The sequence below is a fragment of the Pseudomonas sp. VD-NE ins genome (assembly GCF_031882575.1).
Lineage (GTDB): Bacteria > Pseudomonadota > Gammaproteobacteria > Pseudomonadales > Pseudomonadaceae > Aquipseudomonas > Aquipseudomonas fluorescens_BZ.
In genome coordinates, this window is sequence record NZ_CP134772.1 from 3,632,450 (window position 1) to 3,652,902 (window position 20,453).

Consider the following 20,453-nt stretch of genomic DNA (forward strand, 5'->3'; position numbering starts at 1 on the left):
AGCGCTTGGTTCCGTGCCGAGCGCTCTCGCCCACTGCGAATGACTCGCATAAATCGCATTCTCCGAAATCCTGAGATTCCCGCCATTGGTGAAGTGGAGGTTTCAGCGCCGTTGGGGCTGGAAGACTTGTTCTCGGCGGTGGTACGCCCGACCGATCGATTCAAATCCGAAAAGTCCCACCTGTTTCTGGATCGCATGCGATCCAAAGCGTGGCGTGAGATTTGGCCTGAGTTGACATTCGTCACGCAACAATAAGGTCCACGTCTAAACGGGGTCTGACCTTTATATCCACGGTTCTGCCTGAGGCAGTCATTCGCGAACAACTGCTCGCGGCGCTATGATCGCAACACCCGACCTCTTGAACACAAACCCTATGCCCACCTCAAAAACCCGCCCAACCCCCGCCCCGTTCCTCAACCCCGGCGAATCCGTGGTCTTGTTCGATGGCGTGTGCAAACTCTGCAATGGCTGGGCGCGTTTTTTGATTCGCCACGATCATCAACGTCGCGTACGTCTGGCAGCGGTGCAGTCGCCGGAGGGGCAGGCTTTGCTCGCATGGGCCGGCCTGCCCATCGACCAATTCGACACCATGGCCGTCATCCGCGACCGCCACTACTGGGAACGCTCAGACGCGTTCCTCGAAGTCATCAGCCAATTACCCGCCCGCTGGCAGCCATTGCGACTGCTGCGGGTATTCCCTCGCGGCTTGCGCGACTGGGCCTACGACCGCATCGCGCTTAACCGTTACCGACTGTTCGGCAAGTACGACACCTGCCTGCTGCCCACCCCGGATCATGAACAGCGCTTTCTGAAAGCAACGGCCTCTACGTCAGCAAGCTGAACAACTGCAGCGGCGTCATCTTCGTCACCATCATCAGCACGATGACAAACATCCCGGCAAACCCGAGCACCCCCATCCAGAACCACTGGCGGTACACACCTTGGTATTGCTCATCAAGGCTGCCCCCCGCCTCGCCCGCACTCGACGCCATCACATACAGGCGCTTCTGCAGGAGCAACACCGGCAACCACAGCGAGCCGACGCAGAAGAAGATGATCAGCGAGGTCAGCACCCACTCGTTGCTCATGCTCAGCCCCGACAGGCGCATCAACAGATAGCCGGTGATGATCTGCACGAAGCCGGCCGGCGTGGTGATCCACGTGTCGAAGCGCACGACCATGCGCGCGACGTGCGCTATCACTTGCGGATTGCCGGTGCGGCTGGCGGCGATCAGGTAGAGGTAGGAGCCCATGCCGAAGCCGAACAGGAAGATCGCGGCGATGATGTGCAGGTACTTCAGGCACAGATAGAGCATGTCAGCGCTGCCCGTCCGAGAAGTTCACGGCCAGGCTCAGGTTGTCAGGATCGTTGATCGCGGCCATGTATTCGGCGACGCTGATTTCGCCCACGCACGGTCGGGCACCGGCGGCCGGCACGTAGCCTGAGGCCATTTTTGTCGCCAGGGCCACGGCGGCGCAGCTGGGGATCTCCGGGCCTTTGTCGTTCAGGGCGGTGAGTTGCGCGGTCATCGACAGCGGTTTGCCGTCAACGCCAAGGCCCTGCACGTCGATGTACATCGCACTTTTGCCATCGCCGAAACGCTCGAAATGCGTGCCCAGGCGATGCAGTCTGCCGGCCCACAAGGCATGGTCGCGCACCAGTCCGACTTTCAGCGCCTGAGCCAACAGACCGTTGGCAACGCCGCCAAGTTTAAGCCCGGCGCCAGCCTTGAACTTCAGGGTCTGCGCGCCATAACGACCGGCAAAGATGTCCATGTCCGGCACATCAACGTTGGCCAGCAGACGAGTGCCCATCTGCGGCATTTTGCGCAAGGTCAGGTCCAGCCAGCCGGACACTTCATGCACCTTGCCGTTTTTCAGTTGCTTGATCGGTTTGCCGGCGTAAGCGAGTACACCTTCGATGGTCGACAAGCCCGGCATTTTCGCCGATGAAGAAATGCCGTGTTCGATCGAGTCGATGCGTGAAAAACGCTGACGCTGTTCATCGATGATTGCCGACGACAGCGTCGGCACCGAGCTGCAACCACTGAGGATCGCCACGCCGGCCTCTTTCGCCCGGGCATCGAGCACGTCGATGCCGTTGACGAACGTGCGGCAGTCCGCCAGATCGCAGTAGTTCACACCAGCGTCGATGCAGCTCTCGGCGACGGCGTAGGATTGCCCCTGAAACGGCCCGCCGGTGTGGACGACCAACTGAATGTTCAGCGCGCGCAACGCGGCTTTGAACTCCGCGCCCATGGCATCGCCGCACCAGCCTTCGCAGACGTTGCCCGATTGGCTGTTCAGCTCATCGAGTTTGCGCTGCAATTTGCGCGGGTCACGGCCCGAAAGCACCAGGCCAATGTCCGGCGTCAGCGCCAGATGCCGGCACACGATGCTGCCGAAGTTTCCGTAACCACCGACCACCATCACCCTGAACGGCATGCAATTCTTCCCTAAGTCAGTCCATCAAACAGGCGGGAAGGATATAGGGCTGAACGTCAGCAAGCCATCCAATGTAGGCCTTCGCCTGCTCGCGATAGCGGTGTAGCCGAATGCCCTAGAAATTGATCTTGAACCCCAACATCGCGTCATACCCATGGCTGTCGCCATCGAACCCCTGCCTATAGCCAGCCGAAGCGGTGAACGTGGTGCGCCGGTTGGCCTGGTAATCCACCCCCACATTGACCTCGCCCCACGTGCCCTGGATGTCGGATTCGAACGGGATGTACCCCGACTCGGAGGAAAACTCGGTTTTCGGCTGCCCCTTGAATTCATGCCAGATACTCGGCCGGATCCAGCCGTTGGTGCGCCGTGCGCTGTTGTCGACGCCTTCGGTGTCCCAGTCCTTGGCGATGCGCACGCCGGCGCGACCGATCAGTGAGTCGACATCCTTGAAGCGAATTTTCGCGCCGACGTCATCACTGCTGTCCAGATCGACGTAACTGTAGATCGCCTGTAATTGCGGCTCGATGTACCAGTCTTTGTCGACTTCGTACGGGTAGCCGTTTTCCAGCGACGCGGTATAGCCCCAGCCACGGGTTTTCAGTTTGGCCATGTCGTTGGGTTTGGCTTCGATGTCGAAGCGATTGACTTGCAACACCCCGTCCAGATACCAACCGGAGGGGCCGAAGTGCGTCCAGTACGCACCAACGCCGTAAGCGCGCAAGGTGTCTTCACCGGCGGCGCGCCGGGTGTAGTGGCTGACGCCGGCGTCGATGGTCCCGGCGGACAACGACAGCCCGGCCTGTTCGTGACTGCCGTCGGGCCGATCCTTGCGGTAGAGGTCGGTGCCGACCTGAAAAGCCGTCAGGTCGTAGTTGTATTCGGGCGTGTTGCCCAAGGCGTTTTTGCGATCACCATCCTGTTTGCCGCTGCGGTAGATCACCCGGCCCCAGCCCATCGATGGCGCCAGGGTCGACTCGTCTTCCTTGGGCAACGGATCACCGCGATTCAGACGTTCCTCACCGACCCGCTCGTGAAGGGTGTCGACCATCGTCCGGCCGTAGACCAGCGCCAACGCCGGGACTGCGCCGTACAGCGATACTTCCGGGCGGTAATTCGGCACCGGGGATGGCTCGGGATCAGGATCAGGATCAGGATCAGGAGGACCGGGAGGACCGTCCGGTGGCACCGCGTCCGAACGCAGATACCAGGTGTCCTTGCCGCTACCATCCTCGGCACCTTGTTGCAGGCGATATTCGTAGGGGCCGGCGACGACACGCCGGGCTAGTTGAAACGCATTGGCGTCACTCGCGGCTTCGGTTTTATTGAGCAGTTCGACCACCGCAATGCCATTGCCCTGAGTCAGTTCACCCTGGCCGCCGACGTTGCTCACGATCACGCCGGTGGTGCGGCCACTGGCGGTGGTCGTCGAATCCACCACCAGCATGTCGGAGAGACTGTTCGCGCCACCGCCATTCAACGTGGTGTTAAGCAGCAACCTGCCGCCATTGGACACGAACACCCCACCGCCATCGGTGCCGGCGGTGTTGGCGCCGCTGATCAGCAGCACATTGCCGACGGTGTTGCTGCCGGCGGCAAGGTCAAGCGTGCCGCTGTTGGTGAATCGGTTTACACCGAGCAACTGCCCCTGCACGGCGCCGCCCAACGTTGGACTATTGGCCGTTTGCCCCAGAGGCAGATAGGCGCCGCTGGGGTTGAAGTTGACGATGCCCGTCGCCGGTTGCGCCGCCAGACGAAGCACACCGCTGTTATCGATGCTGTTGGCGCCCGATGCGCCGAGATCACTGACGGCAACGCCCCAGGTATCGCGGGTGCCACTGCTGTCAGTAAAATTGCGCAGCGTCCAGGTGCCGCTGTTGGCCACTGAACTGGCCGCGCTGACGGCATTCACGGCGCCGGTCATTTGCCCGGTGTTGTTGAGCGTAAACGTCGTGCCCGGTGTGGTCGCATCGGCGCGTACGGCGACATCACTCAGCGCACTGATCGCACCTGAGTTGTTCAACGTCTGGCTCGCACCGCCGAGGGCGACGCCGCTGCTGTCGCCTCGCCCGCCCTGAAGGGTTGCCGTGTTGGTCACGGTGGCGCTGCCGCCCTCGGTCAACGCGTCGATCGCCGACGAGCCAATGCCTCGAGTGGTGATCGCGCCGCTGTTGCTGACTGTCAGATCCGCTGCACCCGAGGCCGCGGCGAGAATGCCCTGACTGTTGCTCGCGCCGAGTGTCTGGATCGCGCCGCTGTTGACCACGCTCTGCGCGCCAGTCACCGACAGCGTGCGGATGCCGCGCTGTTCATTGCCCCGCGCAATCAATTCCCCGCTGTTGCTGACATTCAAGGTGCCCAGCCCGCTGCCCGAGTTGAAGGCATTGCCGGCGAGAATTGCCGCGCCCTGGCCGTTGACGTCGATCAGCGGACCATTGAAAACGACACCCACATCGCCGCCCAGCGTCAGCGCCTGGATACCAAAGGCGCCAATGCCCGTGCCGTCGCCCGAACCGGCGTTCGAATGGGTGATGATGGTGCCGCCCGCGTTGACGTTGACCGTGCCCGTCGGCGACTGCGTCGAGACATAGATGCCGTTGGCGTTGCTGTGCAGGGTTTCGATGCGATTGCCGCGATAGTTGACCTGGACGCTGCCCCCGGTCGAGTCGACCCGAATACCGCCCGCGCCAAAGCCACTGGCAAACAGATCACCCGAGTAATCGATCAGCACATTGTTGTTTTCCGCGCTGACAATGATCGCGTAGGCCCGGGTGGTGTTGATGTCGCCGAGGACATTGATGTTGCCGCTACCGGTGATCGAGACATCACCGGTGCCGCGCTTGATCACGTAGATCGCCCGCGAACCGGCGGTGTTTGCCGTGCTGCCGACGTTGATGGCGGCATTGTTCTCGATGCTGATCGAACCGCTGCCGCCGACGTTGTCATTGGCATAGATACCGTGCGCGGCACCGCCCGTCGTCGTGATAGCGCCACTGTTGACGATGGCGATGCTGCCGACCGTGGCAAACGAACGAATGCCAAAACCGTTGAGGCCGCTGGTGGTCAGCGTTCCGCTGTTGGTGAGACGGGTAATGCCATTGCCACCTTCAGTAAACAGACCGAAAGCGTTCATGCCGATGCTCTGCACGTTCGCCGCGTTGATCAGTGTGGTGTTGCCATTGACTGCGCGGGTATGCACGCCGGCATGGTTACCAATGCCCGCCGTGGGCAACGTTTCGTCGCCGATCGGAGATCCGGCCGACAGAGCATCATCATTGTTGACCAGAATGCTCACGCCACTGCCGACGTTGACGTTGATCTCGCCACTGCCCGTGGCTTTGGTCCAGATGCCGTTGCCGCCGAGCAAGGTGATCTGGCCATTGCCCTGATGATTCAGGTTGATCGCCCCGCCGCCGCTGGCATTGATGTCAATGCCGTCGTGTTCATTGCCGACCACGGTGTTGAGGATGTTCAGCGTGGTACCGGAACTCACTGAAAAACGTCGACGCCCCGGCGCCGGCATTGGTTATCGCCAGCGCATCGAGGCCACTGCCACCGACATTGACCGTGTTGGTGGCGCCATTGACACTCAGGCTGGCGTTGCCGGTGGTGCCGATGACATTGGCAAACACTGCGTTGGCGGCCGTGGGTGGCGTGCTGTTCACCGTGGTGCCGCTGAGTGTCAGCGTGGTGTTGGCATTGTTGCCACGACTGTTCAACGAGGAGCCGGCGGTGGTGGTGATGGTGGTGCCCGTCTGAGTGCTGATCGACGCATCGACACCGGAGGCAGGCAAGCAGGTTTGCGAGACGTTGTAGGCACCCGCCGCCAAAGGCCCGCACGCGGCCTGCGCATCGGCGAACATCAGGGTGTTGGCCATGGCGACCAGTAATGCGTTGCGAATGAAATGCGGGGCGTGCCCACCGTGATAATGGCTACTGGCACCGTGCATGAGAACCTCCCTGTTCAGCGTGCCTGGCGTATCCCTCACGCCTGTCGACGCCGCGCGATATTGCGTTGTGATGACCGCTATTGACCTTAGTAGTTATTTCCAAAGTTGGTAATTCGCGGTTCGAGAGTCGGTACCGGCAAGTTGACGAACGGTCTGTCGAATGTTCAGATGCCGCCCAGTTTCAGGTGTCCCATGCCGCCGTGCATGGGGTGAAACGGGAAACCGGTACGTTCTTTTCGAACAAGTCCGGTGCTGCCCCCGCAACGGTATGCGCGTGATGCTTTCGATACACCACTGTGGCCGAACGGCCATGGGAAGGTGAAAGCCTCGATACGCGCGAGCCCGGAGACCGGCCTGGAATTTCGTTTGGCAAAATCCTGCGGTGGGCGGGCATGGGCCGGTATTGGCTGTGCGCGATGCCTTCTCCTGCATGCTCTTCTGCGAAGATCCTTTTCGAGAAGACAATGATTCGACCTTTCAACACTTCTGCTCCAACCCTGTTCCTTGGCTGCCTGTTCAGCCCGCTGCTGCTGGCCGATGACGCGCCACTGGAACTCAACCAGCAAATCGTTTCTGCACCGTCGGTGGAATCCACCACCGTCGCCGACATGGCGAAGTTCGGCAGCAAGGTCGAGATCGTTACCCGTGAGCAGATCGAACGCGCAGGCCCCAGCGCCGATGTCAGCCGCGTCATGCAGATGTTCATTCCCGGCTTGTATGTGGCGCCGAAAAACGGTCCTTTCGACTACGGCACTTATTCGTTGCTCGGTGGGCGCAATGACGACACGCTGATCCTGCTCGACGGCGTGCGCCTGAACAATCGCCTGTACGGCGGCCTCTATCTGGACACCCTGCCGGCCAATGCCATCGAGCGCATCGAAGTGCTCAAGGGCGGCCAGAGCCTGTTGTTCGGCACCCAAGCCGTGTCCGGTGTGATCAACATCGTCACCCGCAGCCCGCAATCGCGCAAAGCCTCCGGCGAAGTGAACCTCGGTGTGGACACTTTCGGCGGCACCACCGAAGACGCTCGGGTCGAGAACATCTTCACGAACGGTTTTGGCGATCTCGGTCTGCTGGCGTACGTCAGCCACAACGTCTCCGACGGTTACCAGCCGTATCGCAACCGCGACATGAAAAACGTCAGCGAGAAGAACCGCGCCTACGAAGTCACCACGTTCGGCGGCAAGGCCATTCAGTCGTTCGGCGATGATTCGCGACTGGAACTGTTCTACCAGTACGCCGACGCCAACCTCGACTTCGCCCGTCCGATCGACAATCACAAGACTACCAACGACCGCGTGCAGCAGATCGCCACGGCGACCTTCGAGCAGAACATCAACGAGCGCCTGAGCTATTTCGTAAAAGGGCATATCAACGACTGGGACACCCGCTACACGCGCGTCAACAACGTCGCCGGTGGCGACACCAACGTCATCAACCACAACGACTATTGGGGCTTCACCGACTGGGGTGTGCAAGCCGAAGGCAAGGCTGAACTGCCCGGCGGCCATGTGCTGGTGTTCGGCACCGACAACCAATGGTTCAAGGGACAGGACGATGTGCTGATCATCGACAACGACAAGGCCGAAGCCCATGCGTTTTACACGCAACTGCGTCCGCAGATCGACGCCCTGCCCGACTGGCACCCGAGCATCGGCGTGCGTCACGAAGGCATGAGCGGCGGCGACAGTGCCACGGTCGGCATGCTCACTTCGCTGTATGACCTCAACGACAACTGGTCGGTGCGCGGTCAGTACGGCAGCGCCTACAAACTGCCGAACGCCGAGCAACTGTTCGTCAACGAGCCGGGCGACGAGATCGGCAACCGCAACCTGAGACCGGAAAAAAGCCGCAACGCGGAGCTGGGTGTCGACTACAAAGGCTTTTTGCTGGATCGCGAATTCAGCGCCAGCGTGACCCTGTTCAAACGCAAGATCGACGACTTGATCACCCTCGACGGCATTCAGTGGGTCAACGGTGAAGGCACGATCCAGATGCGCGGTTTCGAGGCCGACGCGAAACTGGCGTTCAACGATCAATGGAGTCTGCAAGCGGACATGACCCGCAACCTCACCGAATCGCGCACGGGTGTGACGATCAATGACATCCCGAGCTTCTTCGCCCGTTCGCGCGTGGGTTATGAAGCGGAAAATCGCCTATGGGGCGTTGGCGGTGCGATCCGCTATATCCGCGACATCAAAAGCTCGAAGCAAGTTGAATACGGCCATTATTCAGTGGTCGACGCCGACACTTATCGCTACCTCGACAATGCTCACCAACACCGCGTCAGCCTGCTGGTGGAAAACCTCTTCGATCGCGATTACGTCACCAGTCGCTCGAGTAACGTCGACAACCTCGGCCGGCCGTTCACCTCCGAAGTGCGCTACACGTACCGCTTCTGATGAGTGAGATCACCACCATCGACGGCGTCGACAGCCACCCGGACTGGTCGCATGTGCCCGAGCATGCGCGCCATGTATTCCTCTGCACCGGCCCGCGCTGCACCCAGCGCGGCGCCTTGCAGTTATGGAAAACCTTGCGCCGGCACCTGCTGGAGCACGATTGCATCGAGACGCCGGGCGGCGTTTTGCTGACACGCACGCACTGCCAGTTTCCGTGCAATCTGGGGCCGATCGTGACCGTGTATCCGGAACGCTGCTGGTATGGCGTGCGCAGCCATGAAGATGTGCAGCGGCTGGTCGAAGGGCATCTGGTGGGCGGTGAAGTGGTTGCGGATTTGCTGATCAAGGCGCGGGGATGAGATCGATCCTGTATATGCTTGGCGCCCTGCTCGGCTCAACGCCTGTGCTCGCCGACAATTACCTCAATTGCGGCGAAGAATGGAGCGCGGTTCAGCCTTCGCGCATCGTCGCGCTCAATCAGCATGCGGCTGATCTCGTGCTGGCACTGGGTGCCGGGCCAGCGCTGGTCGGCGTGGCCTATCTGGATGACACCGAGGCCGGGCAGCGGCCCTCCGCGTATTTCGGCGTGCCGGTAATCGCGCGGCAGTACCCGGCCAGCGAAGTGCTTTACGCTGCGAAGCCGGATCTGGTTATCGGCGGTTTTGCCACGGCGTTCGGCGACGGGGTGACCTCACGCTCGGGACTGGCGCGCAATGGCGTGGGTTCGTATCTGCTGGAATCCGCCTGCAACGGGCATTCGCTGGATTATTTCGCGCATGTACGCAATGACTTGCTGACGCTGGGCAAGCTGCTGCACCAGCAGCAAAAAGCCCAAGCATTGATCGACTCCATGGAAAAGGACATTGCCAGCGCCCGAGCCTTGGCCGGTGCGGGTAAACCATTGTCCGTGTTCTATCTCGACAGCGAAGTCAAAGGCCTCGACAGCGAAGGCCGACGCGGATTTGTCACTCCGCTGCTGGCCGCCGTTGGTGCACGCAATGTGTTCGCCGACATCAACCTCTATCGAGTCACGGTAAACAGCGAAACCCTGCTGGCCAGCGACCCGGACGTGATCCTGCTGGCCGACGCCGACTGGTCACCTGCCAGTCGCAAACGCTACCTGTTGACCCACGATCCGGTGCTCTCACAACTGCGCGCGGTGCGCGAGAACCGAATGATCGACATCCCCTTCACCCACCTGTTGCCGACCTTTGACAGCGGTCGGGTGGCACTGGAACTGGCCCGCCAGCTCAACGCCTTGAAGAAAAATAAATGAACCCGTCGCACCACACGCCACCTAACGAACAGACCATCAGGAGGTAGCCAATGCAAATCGAAACCGTGTGGATCGTACTGGCGGCAGTTCTTCTGCTAATCGAACTCTGGGCCATCAATCGGGTGCGCAAGAGCGAGGGGAAAACGAGCAACAAAGGCGTGTGGATCGTGCTGATCGTGTTTGTGCCGTTGTTCGGCTTGATTGCCTGGGCATTGGCGGGGCCCAAGCATGTCCGTCAACATTCGGCGTCATAACCTGATTCATTTGCCGTGGTGCGGGGCTTGCCGTTGGCGCGCCCCGCTGTTCAAGGTTGATCAACTGACGGGCACCAACGGCGGCATCTCTTCTTCCATTTGTGCCAGCGGCACGTCACTGCTGCCGGGGGTCAGAATGACCTTGCGGCAATTTTCCTCTTTCTTGTCGAAGATCTTGTAGCCCTCGGCGGCCTGCTCAAGGGACAGCCGATGCGTGATGATCGCGTCGGGTTGCAAGGCGCCGGTTTCGATATAGCCGAGCAGCTCAGGCAAATAGCGCTGCACATGGGTCTGGCCCATTTTGAACGTCAGGCCTTTGTCGAAGGCATCGCCAAACAAAAAGCCGTGGATGAAGCCCGAGTAAACGCCTGGCACGCTCACCACTCCGCCGCGCCGCACAGCGGCGATGCACTGGCGCAGCGCTTTGCCGCTGCTGCCTTCAAGCTTGAGTGTGGCGAGGATCGTTTCAGTGGTGCTGCCCTTGGCTTCGAACCCTACGGCGTCAACCACGGCATCGACGCCACGACTGCCCGGGGTCTGGCGAATGATGGTATCGGCGGGGTCATCGTCGTCATCGAAGTTGATCGGTATTACGCCGTAGGTGCGTTGCGCGTAATCGAGCCGATAGGGGTGGTGATCGACCATGAAAATCCGTTCGGCGCCGAGCATTCTCGCGCATGCTGCGCTAAGCAAGCCAACGGGTCCGGCACCATAAATCGCGATGCTTGAACCTTGACCGATGCCAGTGTTGGTCACGGCTTGCCAGGCGGTTGGCAGGATGTCCGAGAGAAACAACACCTTCTCATCCGAGAGTGTCCCCGGCACCTTGAACGGCCCCATATTGGCCTTGGGCACCCGCACCAGTTCCGCCTGGCCTCCGGGGATTCCACCGTACAGACGGCTAAAACCAAACAAAGCGGCAGGTGGCGGGATGATTTTCTTGTTCATCGCCGCGCCGGGACCGCTATTGGTGGTTTCGCACGCGGCATACAGCTCCTGCTGACAGAAAAAACAGTCGCCGCAGGCAATCACGAAAGGAATCACCACCCGGTCACCGGGCTGCACCGCAGTCACCGCCGCACCGGTTTCCTCAACGATGCCCATGAACTCATGGCCGAAGATATCGCCATGCTCTACCGTCGGGATCTTGCCGCGATACAGTTGCAGGTCAGAGCCGCAAATCGCTGTGGCCGTCACCCGCAGAATGATATCGTCGGCGGCATCCAGCTTTGGATCTGGCACGGTTTCGACTCTGACGTCATGGGCGCCGTGATAGGTCATTGCTCGCATGGTGAGTTCCTCGATCGCTTGAGTGAAATGGCAGCTGTCTCCCATACGGCAGGGCAACGCCAAAACGAGTTCAGAACGCTTTTGCATATTCGGATCAGCGGGCCATGACTGGCTGCGAAGCCGTGATCTGCAATGCCTGCAACGCCGTTTTCATGCAGGCTGCACGAAGGCTTTTTGCCTGTGCCGTAGCAAGTCCTTGATCCATCGCGCTTGAACATCTGTCAAGGAATGGCACGCCAAATGCTGTGGGTTCAGGGCATCCACAGATCCGTGAAACAACGGCCTGTGTTCACTCCGTGACAGCAGAGGCAACTCATAATGAACGCCATCGACCTTCTCAAAGCCGATCATGCGAAAGTCAAAGACATCCTCAGCCAACTCAGCGACTCGACGGAGCGGGCGCTGAAAAAACGTGTCGAGCTGTTGGGCAAACTGGAAATGGAAATATCCATCCATACCCGCCTTGAAGAGGAAATCCTCTATCCGGCGTTCAAGGCCGCCGGCAGCAAGGAACAGGACGTCATGTATTTCGAAGCCAAGGAAGAACACCGCACCGTGGACTCGCTGGTGCTGCCCGATCTCAAACTGACCGATCCGGGAACCCCGGAGTTTTCCGGTCGGGTGAAAGTGGTCAAGGAACTGCTGGAGCACCATATCGAAGAGGAAGAGACGGAAATGTTTCCTCAGGCGAAAAAGCTCCTGGGCAAGGAAAAACTCGAAGAGCTGGGCGCGCAGATGGAGGCCATGAAGGCCAGTTGCAAGAAGGAAATGGCTGCCGGCAACATGGCTGCTTAACCCGTTGCAGATTTACGAGCCCGGCTTTGGTCGGGCTTTTTTCTGTTTGCTCCCAGCGTCACCCTGTTGCAGGATCAGCCGTCGACAACAGGGAATGTTGAAATGGACCAGAAAGCTTGTGGGCGAATTGTGGTGGTGGGTGCAGGCATCGTCGGCGCCTCCCTTGCGTATCACCTGTCCGGTAAAGGTGCGCAGGTCACGTTAATCGAGGCTGACGAGATCGCGAGCGGCGTGACGGCAAGCTCTTTCGCCTGGATCACTGCCACGTACGCCGGCGCTGATCCGATTGCGCAGTTGCGCGGTATGGCCATAGAAGCATATCGACGACTCGAAACCGAGCTGCCGGATTTGCAGATTCGCTGGACCGGAGCGCTGTCGTACAACGAATCAGCAGAGTATCCGGCGTCGGCGACATTGTTAGCGTCTGCCGAAGTGCTTGCCCGCGAGCCCAACCTGAAAAATCCCCCTCCCCGCGCGTTGTATCGCGCGGAAGAAGGCGCGCTCGACGCCGTGCAGGCCACCCACGCCTTGATTGCCGGCGCCCGGGTGCTGGGCGCGCAATTGCTCACGCAAACCCGAGTGACCGCTTTCAAAACCTGCAACGCAGATGTCACCGGCGTTGAAACCACAGCGGGCACGTTTGATGCCGACCTTGTTGTGCTTGCCGCCGGGACTGGCACCCGGCAGTTAACACAGATGCTCAACGCCTCCCTGCCCATCGACGCCTCGCCTGCCATTTTTATCCGCTACAAGACCCAACCGGGCCTCGTCAAAGGCATCATCTCCAGCCCCGAAATGGAAATTCGGCAAAGCGCCGACGCCACGTTGCTGGCCGTTGAAGATTATCTGGGAGAAGCGCCGGGCAACTCGCCGAAGGACATCGCCCGGCAAACCGCCGAAGCCATACGCAAAGAACTTCACGGGGTGGTTTCCATTGCGCCGCAAACCGTCGCCGTCGGAATCCGGCCGATGCCTGCTGATGGCATCCCCGTGGTCGGCTACCTGCCCGGCTTCGGCGGAGTTTACGTTTGTGCGATGCATCCCGGTGTAACGCTGGCGGCAATCGTCGGGCGCCTCGCCAGTGAAGAAATCCTCGATCGCCAGACATCCAGCGCTCTTGGGCCGTGCCGTCCTCAGCGCTTTTTTCAGAACTCAGGCGACGCTTGATTTAGACTCGCCGACGTCTTGCAGCAAGGAATGCGCACCAGCAACGCATGGTTATTTTGCGCAACTCGGACAGCGGAAAATCGCAGTGAAAAGGAGAACAACATTGCCGGCCCCCAAGGACACCGCGTTCGCCTATCAAACGGTCTATCACTACCTGCTCGGCCTGATCGAGGCGGCCAGTGGCACGACTGAACAGAAACTGCCGTCCCTGCGACAACTGGCCCTGCGCCTCGGCGTTTCGGTGTCGACAACCAAATACGCCTACGCACTGCTCGAGGACGAAGGCAGAATCCACGCCAAAGCCAGGTTCGGCTATTTCACCCGGTCCAAACCGGCGGCGCCGGTGACGGCCAACTCAGGCAATCTTCTGGACCACGTCTTCGCCAGCGCCCGTCAGCCCGGCATGCTGGCACTGAGCAGCGATGCGCCGGCGATGCTGCTATCGCTGCAAGGCCCGTTGTTGACGATGGAGCGCGAACTGACTCGCCAATACCCGCGCTCGCCCGCGCCGCTCTATCAACCCCTCGGCGAGCCGGAATTGCGCGCGGCCCTGGCGGAACGCTACACCCGTTCCGCTCACAACCACTGGCAGGCCGAGCAGGTGTATATCGGCGCGGACCTGCGCAGCGTACTGGAATTGTCGCTCGGCGCCTTGAACCTCGGTGGCAGCGTGGCGCTGGTCGAATCGCCCTGCTCGTGGGCGATTCTGCGCCAGTTGCAGGCAGCCAATATCCGCGTTGTCGAAATGCCCCTTGGCGATGACGGTCGCTTCAACCTGCCCGCGTTGAGGGCGTTACTCACACGCGAACCGGTGCGCTTGGCGGTGCTCTCCTCCACGGTGAATATTCCTCAGGGCCGGTTGATGCCCGCGCAGGATAAACAGCAGATCTGTGACTGGCTGGCCGAGCGGGAAATATGGCTGTTCGAAAACGACACGTGGGGCGAGTTGAGTTTCTCCAAGTCAGCCGCGCGTTATCGCGACTTTGCCGATCCGGACAAGCTGCTGGTGTTCTCGACGTTCGACAAGATTATTGGCGGCGAAGCGCCGTACGGCTACGTGCTGTGTCGCCAGCAGGCCACGCAATTTCATCGACTGTTTATGCAGCGCGGATTTCGCCTCTCGCCGGTGCGGCAGAAAGCGATTGCCAGACTCTACAACTGCAGGCGCATTGACCAGCACCTGACGATGCTGCGCGCACTGTTGGTCAAGCGCATGCAACAGTTGCAGACCTTGCTGGAAGAGCACGGTAGCGGTCACTGGCAGGTGCTCGCCCCGCAAGGCGGTGCGAGCTTCTGGCTCAAGGCTGTGCGGCCGATCGACATGCAACGGGTGTTCGAGCGCCTGCTGGCCGAGCGGATCGTCATCGCCCCCGGCGAAATCTTCAGCCAGCAAGGCGCCTGGAAACAGCACCTGCGCCTGAGCTACAGCCTCGATTGGGACAAGAACATCGGCCACGCGGTGCAACGACTGGCGCAGGCGATCACCGAAGAAAACCGCATCTACAGTCCATAACAATGCCGCGCTTCAGGAAACCGACCATGGCGCACATCGTCAGCAAACTGCGCACAAGCCTCGCTGATCACTGCGCCGACATCAGCGTAGCGTTTGACGAAACGCGGCAGATGCTCACCGCCCAGGCCGAGTACATCTTCGGTGACCAGCACCTGTCCGTCGCAGGCCGGCGAGGCGCCGATGCCGATGGTGGGCATTGTCGAGTCCAGCGTAATCTGCCGCGCCACGCCCTCGGCCACACCTTCGAGCAACAGGCTGAAGGCGCCCGCATCGAGATTGGCCCGAGCGTCTTCGGCAATCACTGCAGCGGTTTCAGCGGTCAGGCCCTGAGCCTTGAAGCCGCCCATGACATTGACGAACTGCGGCATCAAGCCGACATGGGCCATGACCGGAATCCCGCGCGCCACGAGAAACTCGACCGTCGGCGCCAAGGCCTTGTTGGCTTCCAGTTTGACCGCGTCGCAACCAGTACGCGCCAATACCTGAGCGCAATTACGAAAGGCCTGCTCGTGGGATTCTTGATAACTGCCAAACGGCATGTCGGCCACCACACAGGCCAGGCGCGTGCTATCGACCACCGCCCGCGTGTGGCCGATGATTTCTTCGAGCTGCATGCTCAGCGTCGAGGCGCGGCCGTAACCGACCATGGCCGTGGAATCGCCGACCAGAATGAAGTCGACGATCGGGTCGATCAATTTGGCGATACTGCTGGAATACGCCGTCAGCGAGACGATTTTCTGCTGGCCTTTCATGGCGACCAGTTGCGGCACGGTCAAGCGTTTGGTGCGGGTATGCAGGCTCATGGGCGACTCTCCGAGGCTGCCGTCCGTGAACGATAGATGTCGCCAGATTGAATGCGTAACGCTTCCATACAGTGCCCAACTCCAAAAGATTCGAGCGCTCGATTATTCGTTCAACGCAGAAACATTCAATGCACAGATTTGCCTGAAAAAGCGACCCAGGTGCACCCTGCTTCGTTGAAATGCGCGCAGGATCCTGGATGCTTTATTTCGCCGTTTACCGCAGGATGCGAAGCTAATGAACACATCCCGGGAGCAATTTTTATCATGGAAGAAGTCATCACCTACCGCATTGCCACTGCTGACGATGCGCTGGTAATGAGCGAATTGGGTCAACTGCTCAATTCGGTCCACCACGCCGCCCGCCCCGACATCTACGCCGCCGCGACTGATGATTTTGCCCGCGACTTGCCGCACTGGGCCGGTGTATTCGAAAAGCCCGGTCAGATCGTCTTCATCGCCAGTGTGGGAGATCAGCCCGCCGCGTTCATTACGGCCAACCTGTCCGCCAGTTCCGGCCCGTTGATGCAGCCGCAGAATGTTGTTCGCATCGGTTCGGTGTGTGTCGCCGAGCCGTTCTGGGGCAAAGGCATTGGCCGCGCGCTGATTCAACGGGTGAAAGACTGGGCCATCGAGCAAAATGCGCAGGACTTGCGCCTGACGGTCTGGCCTTTCAACGAACGCGCGGTGCGCCTGTATGCCGAGTTCGGCTTCGAGACCCGCGCCCTTGAGATGGGCGTGCGTTTGTGAGAGCGGCCAACTCCGATCATGAGTAACCCGGCAAAATATCCGCATGGACCCTATCGAATGGTTTGATCCTGCCGACAACATCCCGGTGGACAGCGCAAGATTGAACGACGCAAGTCCAATCTCTCATTTTTGATTCAAGAGGCTGCATCCATGAGCAACGCCTGGAACGAAGGTTATTTCACCGACGAAGGCTACACCTACAGCTATAGCCGGGAAATCAATCCGGTTTTCCAGCGTTACTGCCTGTTGTTGCGCGGCTTTGCCGGTCTGGACGATCCCGACGGGTATCACTGCGAACTCGGTTTTGGTCAGGGTGTGTCGATCAATATTCACGCCACGGCCAGTCCTGCCGGCTTCGTCGGTACCGACTTCCACCCCGGTCAGGCGGCCCACGCCATTGAGCTCGCAGCACTTGCCGACAACGGTGCGAAGCTGTACGACGATAGCTTCGAGCAACTGCTGGCGCGCCATGATTTACCGCAGTTCGACAGCATCAGCCTGCATGGCATCTGGACCTGGGTCAGCCGTGACAACCAGAAGCTGATTGTCGAATTCGCCCGGCGCCACCTCAAACCGGGTGGTCACCTTTACGTCAGCTACAACGCCTTCCCGGGTTGGTCGCCTGCTGCGCCGTTGCGCCAGTTGTTCAGCCTGCACGACCGCTTCGCCAATCACTCGACGCGGCCGGATCAGCGCATCGACGCCGCGCTGCAGTTCTCCGAAGCGCTGCTGGCGGCGAATCCCAAGTACGCTCTGGCCGCGCCGAGTCTGGGCGCCAGGCTGCAGACCATCAAAGGTCAGGACCGCCAATACGTCGCCCACGAATATTTCAATCGTGACTGGAACTGCATGTATTTCGCCGACATGGTGGATGCGCTGGCCCCGGCCAAGCTCGATTACGTCACGACGGCGGTGCCGCTGGATTCGGTCGACGTACTCAACCTGAGCGCCGAAGGCCTGGCCTTTCTCGACGGTATCGAGCACCCGATAATGCGCGAGCAGGCGCGTGACTACTTCGTCAACCAGGCTTTCCGTCGCGATCTGTACGTGCGCGGTGCCAACCGACTCAGCGCGACCGAGCGCCGGTCGCGCATGCTCAATACACGATTTGTGCTGATGCAGCCGACAGAAACCGTAGCGTCCAGCGTCACCGGCCCCGCTGGCGAAGCGTCACTGCAAGCGGAAATTTACGGCCCGGTCCTCGATGCACTCGCCGGCCAGACCTACGAAGCCAAAACGATGCAGCAGTTGCTCGATGCGGTGTCACCAATGGCCTACGACGACCTGGAACAGGCCATCGCCATCCTGGTCAGCATGGGCGCGGTAGCCCCTTGCCAGAGCGAAGCCGCCGAGGCGCTGGTGTACGAACGCTGCGCCGCGTTCAACCTGCAACTGTGCAAGCGCGCGCTGTTCAACGCCGACATCCAGGTGCTGAGCAGCCCGGTCACCGGGGGCGGCGTCACGGTCAGCCGCTTCCAGCAACTGTTCCTGATTGCAATCCGCCAGGGCAAACAGCACCCGGCGGAGTGGGCGCAACTGGCGTGGAGCGTCATCGCCGAACAAAACGAAGTATTGGTCAAGGACGGCAAAACGCTGACCACCGCCGAAGCCAACATCGCCGCGCTGACCGAACAGGCCCAGGCGTTTGCCGAGCAATCGCTGATCGTGCTGAGTGCTTTGAAAATCGTTTGATCGGGGTGGGTGGTGCGCAACGGGCAGGAAATCTTAATCAAACGCCCCGTTGAGCACCTCGTAAATCAGGCCGGTGGCCAACGCGACCAGGATCAGATCCGTGCCCACCTGCTGCCATTCGTAGCCATCGTAATGCGGCAGGTGACCGACCAGGCGTCCATCGAGTTTTTTCGCGATCCCGGGCGGCAGCGGTTTGCCACGCGCAAGATTCTTTTGAATGCCCGGTGGCAGCGCAGGCCCCGGGCTCCAGTAGTCGCGGTAGCCGCCAACAATCCCGAGGACATTGCCGCGATCGATGCTTGGGCCATGACTCCAGTCACCACCCGAGTTGTTACCCTTGTTGCCGTTACCTTTCTGGTTACCGTGGCCCTGCACATTCTGCGAATTACCCTTGCCATTGCCCTGCCCCTGACCTTTTCCATTACCGGGATCAGCCAATGCCATCGCCGAACTGAAAACCAGCGCAAGGGAAGAAATCGTTGCAATCAACCTGCGTGACTTGATCATGCGGCGCGCCTTCATGGTGGGATGCTCCAGTGTCATCTTGACGTTACACATCAGCTTAGTTTATTCCGGCTGAACGATCGTCGATTACGCCCGCCCCATCGACACCCGTCCGGAACGCGCATCATCTGGCTGCCGAAACGCTTCGGCCATTTCTCCATCGAGATTCTTGAGGAGAAGGCGCTGGGGGCGTTTATCGTGGCGGCGTTCGCTTCCAAATGAAACTCCGCCGGCCCTGATCGATACGTCTACGCTCTCTCCATCGCCACCACGCCTGGAGACTTCGCCATGACTCGCCCGCTACTGACCGCCCTCGCCCTTCTTGCCATGAGCTTTCAGGCACACGCCGACATCGTCCCTTTTCCTGCGACCTTCCACACTCAAGACATCAAGGTCGAGGGCGCAACGATGCACGTGCGTGTCGGTGGCAAGGGCCCCGCCGTGGTGCTGTTGCATGGCTTCGGCGATACCGGTGACATGTGGGCGCCGCTGGCGGCGGATCTGGCCCGCGATCACACCGTGGTGGTACCGGATCTGCGCGGCATGGGTTTGTCTTCAATTCCACAGGGCGGCTACGACAAGAAGACCCAGGCCGGCGACATTCGCCAAGTGTTGAGCGCACTGAAGATCGAGCATTCGGTGGTCATCGGTCACGACATCGGCACCATGGTCGCGTTCGCCTACGCCGCGCGCTATCCCGAGCTGACCGAGCGCCTGGTGGTGATGGATGCGCCCGTGCCCGGCATCACACCGTGGAACGACATCGTTCGTTCGCCGATGCTCTGGCATTTCGACTTCGGCGGTGCGGATATGGAGCGTCTGGTGGCCGGGCGCGAACGCATCTACCTCGACCGCTTCTGGAACGAGTTCGCCGGCACCCCGGCCAAAGTCGATGAAGGCACCCGCCAGCATTACGCCAAGCTCTACGCCCGCCCCGGCGCCATGCACGCCGCTTTCGCTCAGTTCCGCAGCATTCGTCAGGACACCCTCGACAACGCTCCCGTCCTGCAGAAACACTTGAGCATGCCGGTGCTGGCGGTGGGCGGTGAAAAGTCCTTCGGCAACAATGAAGCGATCGTCATGCGCAATGCTGCGGACAACGTCACCGAGGTGGTGATTCCGGCGGCCGGGCACTGGTTGATGGAGGAAGCCCCGGCGCCGACCATCAAAGCTGTGCGCGACTTTATCGCGATGTGAGGAATTGGCATTGCCTTGGCCCGAGGCTTACGTCAGGATTCGCCCCTTTTTGAGGGCAAAGTGCATATCTTGTGGCTCGTCCATTGATGTGTACGTTTATGCCCTTCGCTAACCGATATTCAAACGTGCAGGCCGGACAGAAAACATGAATCGTCAAAAGAAACTCAAGCAGTTGTTCAAGGAAAAGGCGAAAAAGGCCAGCGCCAAACTCGCGCCGAAAAAGCCCAAGTACATCAGCAAGGCTGACCGGGCGAAACTGGAAGCTGAAGCCGCAGAACCAGTTGCAACCAGCGAAAGCTGAAAGCCCCGTCAAACACCTGTGCCCCTGTCAAAGCTACAGATCCACAGTCGGCTCCAGCACCACCTCTGGGCAAGATTCTGCGACTGATCCCTTCATGATCATCAAAGCCATATCATC

The 20,453-nt window shown here is 60.3% G+C and carries 20 protein-coding genes, 1 pseudogene and 1 riboswitch; of the genes and pseudogenes, 14 read left to right on the top strand and 7 right to left on the bottom strand.

What is annotated here, in order from left to right; translation table 11 throughout:
- Nucleotides 1–39: 39 nt before the first annotated feature.
- Together RMV17_RS16250 and RMV17_RS16255 are read left to right on the top strand one after the other, a co-directional pair.
- Nucleotides 40–255 carry a nucleotidyltransferase family protein gene (locus tag RMV17_RS16250; protein WP_311887059.1) on the top strand — a complete coding sequence of 72 codons (216 nt, stop codon included), beginning with the start codon at nucleotides 40–42 and terminating at the stop codon, nucleotides 253–255.
- Between the two features lie 118 nt (nucleotides 256–373).
- The gene (locus RMV17_RS16255; protein ID WP_311881162.1) at nucleotides 374–841 is read left to right on the top strand and encodes a thiol-disulfide oxidoreductase DCC family protein; all 468 of its coding nucleotides are present in this window, start codon (nucleotides 374–376) and stop codon (nucleotides 839–841) included.
- Here the strand turns inward: RMV17_RS16255 and RMV17_RS16260 are convergent.
- The 4 genes from RMV17_RS16260 to RMV17_RS16275 all read right to left on the bottom strand — a co-directional run bounded on the left by RMV17_RS16260 (nucleotide 825) and on the right by RMV17_RS16275 (nucleotide 6,395).
- Nucleotides 825–1,316, bottom strand: coding sequence for a DUF2269 domain-containing protein (locus tag RMV17_RS16260; RefSeq protein WP_311881164.1), 492 nt, complete (start codon nucleotides 1,314–1,316; stop codon nucleotides 825–827). The two genes, RMV17_RS16255 and RMV17_RS16260, sit on opposite strands and share 17 nt — an antisense overlap.
- Nucleotide 1,317: 1 nt before the next feature.
- A complete protein-coding gene (locus RMV17_RS16265; RefSeq protein ID WP_311881166.1) occupies nucleotides 1,318–2,445 on the bottom strand; it encodes a saccharopine dehydrogenase NADP-binding domain-containing protein in 1,128 nt (375 codons plus the stop codon).
- Nucleotides 2,446–2,560: 115 nt separating this feature from the next.
- On the bottom strand, nucleotides 2,561–5,938 hold the full coding sequence (locus tag RMV17_RS16270) for an autotransporter outer membrane beta-barrel domain-containing protein (protein WP_311881169.1): 3,378 nt from the start codon (nucleotides 5,936–5,938) through the stop codon (nucleotides 2,561–2,563).
- Nucleotides 5,889–6,395 carry a hypothetical protein gene (locus RMV17_RS16275; protein WP_311881171.1) on the bottom strand — a complete coding sequence of 169 codons (507 nt, stop codon included), beginning with the start codon at nucleotides 6,393–6,395 and terminating at the stop codon, nucleotides 5,889–5,891. The genes RMV17_RS16270 and RMV17_RS16275 overlap by 50 nt, the downstream gene beginning before the upstream one ends.
- 166 nt (nucleotides 6,396–6,561) lie before the next feature.
- A riboswitch (cobalamin riboswitch) is annotated at nucleotides 6,562–6,768 on the top strand.
- Nucleotides 6,769–6,859: 91 nt separating this feature from the next.
- Here RMV17_RS16275 and RMV17_RS16280 point away from each other — a divergent pair.
- From RMV17_RS16280 to RMV17_RS16295, 4 genes are read left to right on the top strand one after another with little or no spacing between them, the layout of a single operon-like run.
- On the top strand, nucleotides 6,860–8,797 hold the full coding sequence (locus tag RMV17_RS16280; RefSeq protein ID WP_311881173.1) for a TonB-dependent receptor: 1,938 nt from the start codon (nucleotides 6,860–6,862) through the stop codon (nucleotides 8,795–8,797).
- On the top strand, nucleotides 8,797–9,156 hold the full coding sequence (locus RMV17_RS16285; protein ID WP_311881175.1) for a (2Fe-2S) ferredoxin domain-containing protein: 360 nt from the start codon (nucleotides 8,797–8,799) through the stop codon (nucleotides 9,154–9,156). Before RMV17_RS16280 ends, RMV17_RS16285 begins: the two co-directional genes overlap by 1 nt.
- A complete protein-coding gene (locus RMV17_RS16290; RefSeq protein WP_311881176.1) occupies nucleotides 9,153–10,073 on the top strand; it encodes an ABC transporter substrate-binding protein in 921 nt (306 codons plus the stop codon). Before RMV17_RS16285 ends, RMV17_RS16290 begins: the two co-directional genes overlap by 4 nt.
- Before the next feature lie 50 nt (nucleotides 10,074–10,123).
- A complete protein-coding gene (locus RMV17_RS16295) occupies nucleotides 10,124–10,327 on the top strand; it encodes a PLD nuclease N-terminal domain-containing protein (RefSeq protein WP_311881177.1) in 204 nt (67 codons plus the stop codon).
- A gap of 60 nt (nucleotides 10,328–10,387) precedes the next feature.
- Here the strand turns inward: RMV17_RS16295 and RMV17_RS16300 are convergent, their stop codons facing one another.
- The gene (locus RMV17_RS16300) at nucleotides 10,388–11,617 is read right to left on the bottom strand and encodes a zinc-dependent alcohol dehydrogenase (RefSeq protein WP_311881178.1); all 1,230 of its coding nucleotides are present in this window, start codon (nucleotides 11,615–11,617) and stop codon (nucleotides 10,388–10,390) included.
- 318 nt (nucleotides 11,618–11,935) lie between these two features.
- Between RMV17_RS16300 and RMV17_RS16305 the strand changes: the two genes are divergently transcribed.
- The 3 genes from RMV17_RS16305 (at nucleotide 11,936) to RMV17_RS16315 (ending at nucleotide 15,092) form a co-directional block, all read left to right on the top strand.
- A complete protein-coding gene (locus RMV17_RS16305; RefSeq protein WP_034155440.1) occupies nucleotides 11,936–12,412 on the top strand; it encodes a hemerythrin domain-containing protein in 477 nt (158 codons plus the stop codon).
- Between the two features lie 102 nt (nucleotides 12,413–12,514).
- Entirely contained in the window at nucleotides 12,515–13,579 is a 1,065-nt protein-coding gene (locus RMV17_RS16310; protein ID WP_311881181.1) for an FAD-dependent oxidoreductase, read from the top strand.
- Nucleotides 13,580–13,682: 103 nt separating this feature from the next.
- A complete protein-coding gene (locus tag RMV17_RS16315; protein WP_311881182.1) occupies nucleotides 13,683–15,092 on the top strand; it encodes a PLP-dependent aminotransferase family protein in 1,410 nt (469 codons plus the stop codon).
- Here the strand turns inward: RMV17_RS16315 and panB are convergent.
- Nucleotides 15,080–15,895: a 3-methyl-2-oxobutanoate hydroxymethyltransferase gene (gene panB / locus RMV17_RS16320; RefSeq protein WP_311881183.1), complete on the bottom strand. Its 816-nt coding sequence runs from the start codon at nucleotides 15,893–15,895 to the stop codon at nucleotides 15,080–15,082. The genes RMV17_RS16315 and panB overlap by 13 nt on opposite strands.
- A 264-nt stretch (nucleotides 15,896–16,159) precedes the next feature.
- Between panB and RMV17_RS16325 the strand changes: the two genes are divergently transcribed.
- Nucleotides 16,160–16,642 (top strand): GNAT family N-acetyltransferase, encoded by a 483-nt coding sequence (locus tag RMV17_RS16325; RefSeq protein ID WP_311881184.1) that lies wholly within the window; start codon nucleotides 16,160–16,162, stop codon nucleotides 16,640–16,642.
- A gap of 150 nt (nucleotides 16,643–16,792) precedes the next feature.
- On the top strand, nucleotides 16,793–18,334 hold the full coding sequence (locus RMV17_RS16330; RefSeq protein WP_311881185.1) for a class I SAM-dependent methyltransferase: 1,542 nt from the start codon (nucleotides 16,793–16,795) through the stop codon (nucleotides 18,332–18,334).
- Between the two features lie 33 nt (nucleotides 18,335–18,367).
- Here RMV17_RS16330 and RMV17_RS16335 read toward each other — a convergent pair whose 3' ends face one another.
- Entirely contained in the window at nucleotides 18,368–18,841 is a 474-nt protein-coding gene (locus RMV17_RS16335; RefSeq protein ID WP_311887060.1) for an anti-virulence regulator CigR family protein, read from the bottom strand.
- Nucleotides 18,842–18,946: 105 nt separating this feature from the next.
- Between RMV17_RS16335 and RMV17_RS16340 the strand changes: the two are divergent.
- From RMV17_RS16340 to RMV17_RS16350, 3 genes and pseudogenes are all read left to right on the top strand, one after another.
- Nucleotides 18,947–19,060 (top strand): annotated as a pseudogene (locus RMV17_RS16340) (methylmalonyl-CoA epimerase); the annotation flags it as partial.
- 66 nt (nucleotides 19,061–19,126) lie between these two features.
- Nucleotides 19,127–20,035, top strand: a complete 909-nt coding sequence (locus RMV17_RS16345) for an alpha/beta hydrolase (protein WP_311881186.1) — start codon at nucleotides 19,127–19,129, stop codon at nucleotides 20,033–20,035.
- A 145-nt stretch (nucleotides 20,036–20,180) separates the two neighbouring features.
- Nucleotides 20,181–20,336, top strand: a complete 156-nt coding sequence (locus RMV17_RS16350) for a DUF2986 domain-containing protein (RefSeq protein WP_311881188.1) — start codon at nucleotides 20,181–20,183, stop codon at nucleotides 20,334–20,336.
- The last annotated feature ends 117 nt before the right edge of the window (nucleotides 20,337–20,453 follow it).